Consider the following 697-nt stretch of genomic DNA (forward strand, 5'->3'; position numbering starts at 1 on the left):
CGCAATGGGCAAGAGATCGGTTCTCGCCGCCGCTCTATTCTCAACTTATAAGCTCTCATTATTGATAGGGTTCTCAATTTATAGGAATTGATCATGACAAGTTTACAAACCAGCATTGACGTGGAATTGCAGGTTCCATTTCTTTATCAAGATAAAGGTGGCAAAGAATCTCTATGCAAGAAACTGACCTTTTATCGCCCCACTTTTAAGCATGCCAAGCAATTAGCGGTGCTCATTGGACCACAATTGACAGAGCTGCTGCTTCCTGAGTTTGGAGAGCAAAAAACCACTTTGAGCAATGATGTGCTTATCACGAAGCTTTCTCAAGTTTTGTTCACAAGTGAGGCAACAGAAGGCATCACAGCACTTTTGGCTGATATGTCACATGAATCTATTGAATTGATTGATCGAGTTGATGTGATGGATATTGTCGCAATATTGAAGGCTTTTTTTGCTTTTTTTACGCAACGCCAATCCTCTCTGCCAGACAATTTGGGGCAGAACTAGCCCTTTATTATCACTGGGTGCCTTCAGAGATTAACCAGATGGATTGGCTGGATGTGATTGCCTATCGAGAAGAACTCGCACGCCTGAAACAACAAGAATATGAAAGCCATCAGTTAGGATAAGAGACGATCATGGATATTTCTCTTGTTGTGCGTTTTGTCAATCATTTGCAAGAGGGGATCGCTTCTGC

The 697-nt window shown here is 42.2% G+C and carries 1 protein-coding gene; it reads left to right on the forward strand.

Annotated elements, in window-relative coordinates; translation table 11 throughout:
- Nucleotides 1-93 precede the first annotated feature (93 nt).
- Entirely contained in the window at nucleotides 94-507 is a 414-nt protein-coding gene (locus tag ACFINU_RS10240; protein ID WP_375667721.1) for a hypothetical protein, read from the forward strand.
- Nucleotides 508-697: the final 190 nt, after the last annotated feature.

This window comes from Bartonella sp. AC130YNZD (assembly GCF_042196865.1).
Lineage (GTDB): Bacteria > Pseudomonadota > Alphaproteobacteria > Rhizobiales > Rhizobiaceae > Bartonella.